The sequence below is a fragment of the Polaromonas sp. AET17H-212 genome (assembly GCF_002379085.1).
Classification (GTDB): Bacteria; Pseudomonadota; Gammaproteobacteria; order Burkholderiales; family Burkholderiaceae_C; genus Polaromonas.
Window position 1 is genome coordinate 21,859 of the sequence record NZ_NBZW01000039.1, and the last position, 6,000, is coordinate 27,858.

The 6,000-nt window shown below is 60.7% G+C and carries 7 protein-coding genes; 3 read left to right on the forward strand and 4 right to left on the reverse strand.

The features are described from left to right. Window positions 1-166: 166 nt before the first annotated feature. Window positions 167-973 carry a type I restriction enzyme HsdR N-terminal domain-containing protein gene (locus B7G53_RS20570; RefSeq protein ID WP_096671206.1) on the reverse strand — a complete coding sequence of 269 codons (807 nt, stop codon included), beginning with the start codon at window positions 971-973 and terminating at the stop codon, window positions 167-169. Between the two features lie 303 nt (window positions 974-1,276). Between B7G53_RS20570 and B7G53_RS20575 the strand changes: the two genes are divergently transcribed. Next, window positions 1,277-1,462 carry a hypothetical protein gene (locus B7G53_RS20575; protein WP_096671208.1) on the forward strand — a complete coding sequence of 62 codons (186 nt, stop codon included), beginning with the start codon at window positions 1,277-1,279 and terminating at the stop codon, window positions 1,460-1,462. A 78-nt stretch (window positions 1,463-1,540) separates the two neighbouring features. On the opposite strand, the gene B7G53_RS20580 is transcribed toward B7G53_RS20575, so the two are convergent. Together B7G53_RS20580 and B7G53_RS20585 are read right to left on the reverse strand one after the other, a co-directional pair. Continuing rightward, window positions 1,541-1,924 (reverse strand): energy transducer TonB, encoded by a 384-nt coding sequence (locus tag B7G53_RS20580; RefSeq protein WP_096671210.1) that lies wholly within the window; start codon window positions 1,922-1,924, stop codon window positions 1,541-1,543. After that, the gene (locus B7G53_RS20585; RefSeq protein WP_096671222.1) at window positions 1,921-3,114 is read right to left on the reverse strand and encodes an aminotransferase-like domain-containing protein; all 1,194 of its coding nucleotides are present in this window, start codon (window positions 3,112-3,114) and stop codon (window positions 1,921-1,923) included. Before B7G53_RS20585 ends, B7G53_RS20580 begins: the two co-directional genes overlap by 4 nt. A gap of 178 nt (window positions 3,115-3,292) precedes the next feature. Here B7G53_RS20585 and B7G53_RS20590 point away from each other — a divergent pair, with 178 nt between their 5' ends. Next, window positions 3,293-3,544, forward strand: a complete 252-nt coding sequence (locus tag B7G53_RS20590) for a helix-turn-helix domain-containing protein (protein WP_096671212.1) — start codon at window positions 3,293-3,295, stop codon at window positions 3,542-3,544. Continuing rightward, window positions 3,538-4,908 (forward strand): type II toxin-antitoxin system HipA family toxin, encoded by a 1,371-nt coding sequence (locus tag B7G53_RS20595; RefSeq protein ID WP_096671214.1) that lies wholly within the window; start codon window positions 3,538-3,540, stop codon window positions 4,906-4,908. Before B7G53_RS20590 ends, B7G53_RS20595 begins: the two co-directional genes overlap by 7 nt. Before the next feature lie 18 nt (window positions 4,909-4,926). Here the strand turns inward: B7G53_RS20595 and B7G53_RS20600 are convergent. After that, on the reverse strand, window positions 4,927-6,000 hold a 1,074-nt coding region (locus B7G53_RS20600; protein WP_255250109.1), incomplete at its 5' end, for a sensor histidine kinase.

Below are 6,000 nucleotides of genomic sequence, written 5' to 3' on the forward strand. Positions count from 1 at the left end.
CCGGCATAGTTCTATTTCTTAAATGTTTCTCTAAAAAGCGATCGGATGTCTCAAACCGCCGCTTTCGTCAGTCGTTGGCCCAGAGAAACAGGCCGCCTGTTGGTGTAGGTCCTCCGCCTTACTTGAAAGTGGGCATCTGACCATTCCGTCAAGGTCACGCGCTAGGTTATTCAAGTTCACTAACAAGAACGGGAGGAATTAACGCAGCTGCTTTCGGCGCTCTATTCGAGGTAGTACGCAAGGATTTCATCAGAGCTCTGGAAATTTTCTTTTTGGCCTCCTCGGCCTTCTCGCCTTCTAGCACGTCTCGCTTAATCACTTCATTAACAATAACGGATCGAATCTGTTCGCTCTCAATACGAACATCCGGAGAAACGCGTCTAAGCTCCCTGCGAATCACATCCAGAACTGGGTCAGTCTGCAGCATGGCCCCAACAAAGAACCTGGAAAGCGCTTGCTTCTGGGTGTGATACTCGCCAAGCGCTGAACGCTGCCAGCCTTCTTTGCACCAAAGGTATAGCAACTCTATATCCGCTTCTGATCTTGCATTGAGTGAAGAGAAATCGATATCCACTACGAGTTCTTGATCGATCGGTTTAGCGAAAATCATGCGGTAGACTCGCCAGCACATGCCGTTTGTCAAAAGTACCCAATCAACCCCTTGATTGGCTGCATAGTCCACCGCTTGCTTTACATGGTTCTCTTTGAGTTCCAAGCCAACCGCTTTCACTTCGATCAAAGTTTGCAGTACGCCGTCAATCTTTGTTGCGAGATCGCAGTACGTACCCCGTATGGCGAATTCCGAAGTCACCTCCGCATACTTGTCGTATCCAAAAACGTCCGCAAGCATGTCTTTGACAATGGTGACTGTATCTGCCTCCCCCACATCGCGCATCTTCGCCGCAACAAGAATTGGTTGGTATCGTTTGATGCCGGCAATAAGTCGCTCAGTTACTTTCTTGGGGATAGCCATAGGACTCCTTAAGTGTATGTAACCGATTGTGAATGGAACCCTGCATATCCACAACCGTCCGCTGTCGGGATTAATACCATGTGCCCAGAGCATCCTTCAGTCGAACAGCCCCATGCGCCTAGGGTATTAGTCTTAATTTCAGGCCTGCATGCTTTCAGTCATTCTCCAAGCACCTCGGCGCGGGCGTGGGACCCCTCCCACAAAAGCTCGGGTGTTGCGGTGCTGGCGAAGGGCTTACCTGGAGCGCACTCTAGGAGCAGAGGTCTCTTCCGGCCTTGCCTTCTCAACAAACACAGGACTCCCATGACCGACCCACGCAACATTGCCCACGACAAAAAAGTCCAGCAGGAAAAGAAACACCGCGGCGAAGAGATCGCTCCCGGCGCGGAACATGCCGTGCAGCCTGGCAAGAAACCGCATCTCGAGACCACAGACAAGCCCGATACCGACGCCGAGACTGCTGACAAGGATGCGCAGCCTGCGGGCTGATCAACCGCTCGGGGAACACACCACAAAAAAGCCTGCTGCGCATTCGCAGCAGGCTTTTCATTTTTCGCCTCTGGACGGCTAATCCTCAAGAACGAAGCGGATTGGGACGATGACCAGACTGTCCACGGGCAAGCCGCTGCGATCCTGCGCCGGAACAAACCTGGCACCGCGCAGGTAGCGAAGCGCCGCTTCGTCGAGCAAGGCATAGCCAGAGCTGGAGCGCACCTGCACATCGGCCGCGGCGCCGCTGGCCAGCACCCGCAGCTTCACCCTCACCTCGCCTTGCTGCTCCAGCCGCAATGCCGCAGGTGGATAGTCTGGTTTCAATGGCGCTTCCGGCCTGGCGTAAACAGCCAGGACGGGCGCCGCGCCAGGGGTGTCGCGGTCACCCGCGGTAGGCTGGGTCTGCGCCAGTGCCGCTGCGCCGATCAAGGCTGCGACCAACACCAGCTTCTTTTTCATCCGTGGATCGCCTTGCCGAGTCGCGCCATGCCTTCTTCAATCTTCCCCACATCGGCGGTGGCAAAGCTGAGCCGGAAGGTGCTCACATCGGGCGCATTCGCATAAAACGGCGCACCGGGCACAAACGCCACGCCCTGCTCAATCGCCCGCTTCGCAAACTCGCCGGCGTCTTGGGTCTTGCCGCCCGCACCCGTGAGCCGGGCCCAGAAGAACAGGCCACCCTGTGGTTGCGTGAACTCCACCGCATCGCCCAGCTCGCGCTTGAGCGCGGCGCCCATGGCCACGGCGCGTTCGCCGTACACCTTGCGCACGCGCGCCAGGGTGGCGGGCATGCGGCCGGCCTTGAGGTATTGCGCGGCGGTGGCCTGGGCAAAAGTGCTGGTGTGCGCGTCGCTGAACTGTTTGCACATGGTGGCCTTGGCCAGCAGTTCGGCGGGGCCGATCATCCAGCCCACGCGCAGGCCGGGGCTCAGCACCTTGCTCATGCTGCCGCAATGGGCAATCAGCTCGCGGCTGCCGGGCACGTCCTGGCTCAGGCTCAGGATGCTGGGGGGCGGTGCGTCGTTGAAATAGAGGTCGCCGTACGGGTCGTCCTCGACGATCAGGGTGTTGTACTTGACGGCCAGCGCCAGCACTTTCTTGCGCCGCTCCAGGCTCAGCATGGCGCCGCTGGGGTTGCCGAAGGTGGGAATCAAATACACAAACTTGGGTTTGTGCTCGGCCATGAGTTTTTCCAGCGCGTCGGTGTCCACGCCGTTGGCGTCCACCGGGGCGCTGACCAGGTCGGCGCCGTAGAGGCGAAAACACTGGATGGTGGCCAGGAAGGTCGGGCCTTCGACGATCACCTTGTCGCCGGGGTCGATCATGGTTTTGCCGAGCAGGTCCAGCGCCTGCTGGCTGCCGGTGGTGACGATCAGGCAATCGGGTGCAACCGTCACCCCCTTGCTGCCCATGAAGGCGGCGAGTTGTTCGCGCAGCGGGTTGTAGCCTTCGGTGGCGCCGTATTGCAGCGCGGCGCCGGGTTCTTCGCTCAGGGCCTTGTTGGCAGCTTCCTGGATGCCGGCCACGTCGAACATGGCGCTGTCGGGAAAGCCGCCGGCAAAGCTGATGATGCCGGGCTTGCCCAGCAGTTTGAACAGTTCACGGATGGCGGAGGTTTCGACGTTGTTGAGGCGGTCGGCAAATGGCAGGGGCATGGCAGGTCTCGGGGTGGAAATTGGGTTGCCTTGGATGTTAACGCCGCAAGCCTTGCATGATGGGCCGCGGCCCGTGGCTTTGGCGAGGTTCAGCAAACCACCTTTAAGGCGTATATTGACTTAACTACTTTAAGGTAGTAAATTGCAATAACTACTTTAGAGGCGTATTGTGATGTACTCTGTGGACACCCCTCAACAACTGCGCACCATCTTGCGGTCGCTGCGGCAAGCAAGCGGACTCACACAGGCCCAACTGGGCCAGCGAATCGGTGTTACGCAAAAGCGTATCGCACGCATCGAAGCCGCACCAGAGGTGACGGCGTTCGACCAGATTGCCCGCATGGTCACAGCCATGGGTTATCGCCTGGTCATTGAAGAACCACCCCGCCACCGGGTGGCAGAGCCCGGGCCAGAGACATGGTGACCTTTCGCCGCGCTCGCAGCAACCCACAGGACAGCAGGCTGGGGGTGTGGACCAATGGCGAACGCGTGGGCACCTGGTCCATCACGGGTGGAGAGCACATGTTTCAGTATGACGAGAGCTGGCCCGTCTCCCCGGCGTCGCGCCCGCTGTCACTTTCGTTGCCGTTCACACCTCAAAATGTTCCCCATCGCGGCGAGGTGGTCAGAACCTTCTTTGACAATTTGCTGCCCGACAGCGACGCCATACGGCGGCGACTGAGAGACAAGTTCTCGACCGGCAGCACGGCAACGTTTGCCTTGCTGGCGGCGATAGGCCGTGATTGCGTCGGCGCCGTGCAGTTGCTGCCACAGGGCATGAGGCCGGACGGATTCGACCGCATTGATGCCCTGCCGCTGGATGAAGCCGGTGTGGAGCACGCCATACAAAGCGCGTTGACCGGCGGTCGCACGCTCGGGCAACTGGAGCCGGACGACTTCCGGATTTCCATTGCCGGGGCGCAGGAGAAAACCGCGCTGCTTTGGCACAACGGGCAATGGATGCGGCCTTTGGGTGCGACACCCACCACGCATATCTTCAAGCTGCCGCTCGGGCTGGTGGGCAACATGCGGGCAGACATGAGCAGCTCGGTAGAAAACGAATGGCTCTGCGCGCAGCTCCTGGCACGGCTGGGCCTGCCGGTGGCGGACTGCGAGATCGCCACTTTTGGCCAGCGCAAGGTGCTCGTCGTTGAGCGCTTCGACCGCGCGCTGCAAGCGCCAAGAGGAGCGTCGCCGTGGCTGGCACGGCTGCCGCAGGAGGACTTCTGCCAGGCACTTGGCGTATCCGGAGAAATGAAATACGAATCTGACGGGGGCCCGGGTATGCGCGCCATTCTTCGGCAACTGGACACCAGTACGCGTGCAGACGAAGACAAACTTGTTTTCGTTCTGACTCAGCTCGCCTTCTGGCTGATGGCTGCCACCGACGGCCACGCCAAGAACTTCTCGATCTTTCTGGAACGAGGCGGCGGCTACCGCATGACACCGCTGTATGACGTGCTGTCGGTCTGGCCCATCATGGGCGCGGGGCCGAACCAACTGCATCCACGCCGCGCCAAACTGTCGATGGCCATTCGCTCAAATTTAGGCAGCAAGAACACCCACTACCACCTGCACGAGATCACCACACGCCACTGGCAAACCCTGGCGCAGCAAAGCGGCGTGCCCGATGCGTTTGACCACATGGTGGCGCTGGTGCTGCAGGTACCCGATGCGCTGGAGCGCGTGGCGGCCGAGCTGCCCGATGGGTTTCCGCAGCGCGTGTTCAAGCCGATTCGGGCCGGCATGCTCGCGCAGGCGGAAAGATTCATGGCGGAGCTGCCATGACCACGCAAGGGGAAGTTGTCAGGCCTGCGACGACGGGCCAGGGTCCGCCTGCAGGTGGCTGTTGCCGCCGCCCGCCGTGGCCACACCGCCTGACAGGGTGAAGAAAAAGCTGGCCCCGCGCCCGGGCGCCGCCTCGGCCCACAGGCGGCCGCCATGCCGCGCGATCACGCGGCTGACGGTGGCCAGGCCAATGCCCATGCCGGGAAACTCGGTGACCCCGTGCAAACGCTGGAACGGCGTGAACAGCTTGTTGACATAGGCCATGTCGAAACCGGCGCCGTTGTCGCTGACAAAAAACACCCGCTGACCGTCCGCCTCGGATTTCTGGCCGACGCTGATTTCGGCCTGGGCTGTTTTCGAGGTGAATTTCCAGGCGTTTTCCAGCAGGTTTTCCATCACCACCCGGATGAGCCGGGCATCGCCATGGGTCTGCAACCCCTTTTCAATCTGCACCGTGACATGGCGTCCGGGCTCGCGCACCTGCCATTCGTCCAGGATGGAGCGAGCCACGGCGGACAGGTCCACCGGCTCGTTGCCCAACAAGGTGCGCGAGACCTCGGCGAGTGCGAGCAGGCCTTCGATCAGTTGCCCCATCTGTTGCGTGCCGGCCTGGATGCGCGCCAGGTAGTGCGCCCCATCCGTGTCCAGGGTGCCCGCCAGTTTCCTGGCCAGCAAATGGCTGAAGCCGTTGATGCTGTTGAGCGGCGAGCGCAGGTCATGGGAGACCGAATACGAAAAGGCCTCGAGCTCGTGGTTCGACATGCGCAGGGCCGCTTCGGTGGCCTTGATTTCGGTGATGTCCTGTAGCACGCCGAAAAGGCGCACCAGCTCGCCATCCTGCAGGATGGCCTGGCCCTGCGTTCGAACCCAGATGCGCCTGCCTTTGGCCGTGACCAGCGGAAGGTCCAGGTCCCAGGGGGTTGCGTGCCGGATGGCTGCATCTACCGCGGCCCGGATCACGGGCTGCGCATCAGGCGCATAAAAACCGAGAAGGCCCTCCAGGGTGACGCCCGCCAAAGGGTCGAGCTCATGGATACGGAAAATCTCGTCGGAGCAATAAGTCGCCATGGACTCCATCACCACCTCCCACCC